The organism is Kitasatospora sp. NPDC059747 (assembly GCF_042732955.1).
Classification (GTDB): Bacteria; Actinomycetota; Actinomycetes; order Streptomycetales; family Streptomycetaceae; genus Kitasatospora.
This window is the reverse complement of sequence record NZ_JBHWGV010000194.1, coordinates 1-1,175: the sequence shown is the minus strand read 5'-3', so window position 1 is coordinate 1,175 and position 1,175 is coordinate 1. Positions and strand designations below refer to the sequence as shown.

Sequence of the window (1,175 nt, the reverse complement as noted above, 5' to 3'; positions counted from 1 at the left end):
GGCCCCCCCGGTGGACCGTGATTGGTCGCCCGCTCGGCCCCCGTGTGGGACCCCCCACACCCCATCACCTCCCCCGCCCCCCCGGGGTTGGGGGGGGGGGGCGCTTCGTCGTACGGGGCGTTCAGCGCCGCGCAAGCGCCGACAGCGGGTTCACGCCCTCCACGGCCTTGACGAGGGGGGCGAGATCGGGGTTCTTCGCGGCCTCGTCGAGGGCCTCGCGGAGCGCGGCGTCGTTCGTCGGACGGGCCGCCTCCAGCAGCTTCAGGCCGTCCTCGGTCACGTTCGTGTAGATGCCGCGACGGTCGGTCGGGCACAGGTAGCGCGAGAGCAGGCCGCGGTCCTCCAGGCGGGTGACCAGGCGGGTCGTCGCGCTCTGACTGAGGACGACCGCGTCGGCGACCTGCTTCATCTGCAGGTGGCCGCCCTCGTCGTCGTGCTGGCGGCTGAGCACGTCGAGCAGCGAGTACTCGCGCACGCTCAGGTCGTGCCCGGCCTGCAGGCTGCGCTCGATGTGCGCCTCGATCCGGCCGGCCAGGAGGTACAGGGCGGCCCAGCCGTTGGCGAGGGCGGTCAGCGCGGGATCCGTGGCGGTCATGGGCGCGGGTCTCCTTCCGGGTTCGACGGTGTCAAGGATAAGCCCTCGGCAAAAATTTCGGCCTGGGCATGTATCCCGCTTATACAAGCATCCGGCCGGCGGGGCGGAGGGGCGGACGAGCAGAGTCACCACGAGCAAAAGCCCGCAGTTGCACCTATGCCGCGTCTGCAACTATTGTCGAGGCTCGTAAGGCGCTGTAGCAATCTCGTCTGGAGGACGCGCCATGCCTCTCGCACTCCTCGCCCTGGCCATCGGGGCCTTCGGGATCGGGACCACCGAGTTCGTCATCATGGGCCTGCTGCCCGAGATCGCGGGCGACTACGGTGCGTCCATCCCCACCGCCGGGCTCCTGGTCACCGGGTACGCGATCGGCGTCGTCATCGGCGCGCCGCTGATGACGGTGCTCGGCACCCGGATCGGCCGCAAGACGATGCTGATGCTCCTCATGGGCCTCTTCGTCGCCGGCAACCTGCTGTCCGCCGCCGCCCCGAGCATGGGCGTCATGCTCGCGGGCCGCCTCGTGGCCTCGCTCGCCCACGGCGCGTTCTTCGGGATCGGCTCGGTGGTCGCCGCCGACCTC

General features: G+C 70.9%; 2 protein-coding genes. One reads left to right on the top strand and one right to left on the bottom strand.

Features of this window, described 5'->3' with window-relative positions:
- Positions 1–121 precede the first annotated feature (121 nt).
- Positions 122–595 (bottom strand): MarR family winged helix-turn-helix transcriptional regulator, encoded by a 474-nt coding sequence (locus ACFV4G_RS41470; RefSeq protein ID WP_380448455.1) that lies wholly within the window; start codon positions 593–595, stop codon positions 122–124.
- A gap of 223 nt (positions 596–818) precedes the next feature.
- Between ACFV4G_RS41470 and ACFV4G_RS41465 the strand changes: the two genes are divergently transcribed.
- Positions 819–1,175: MFS transporter (locus ACFV4G_RS41465; RefSeq protein ID WP_380448453.1), on the top strand; the 357-nt coding region annotated here is incomplete at its 3' end.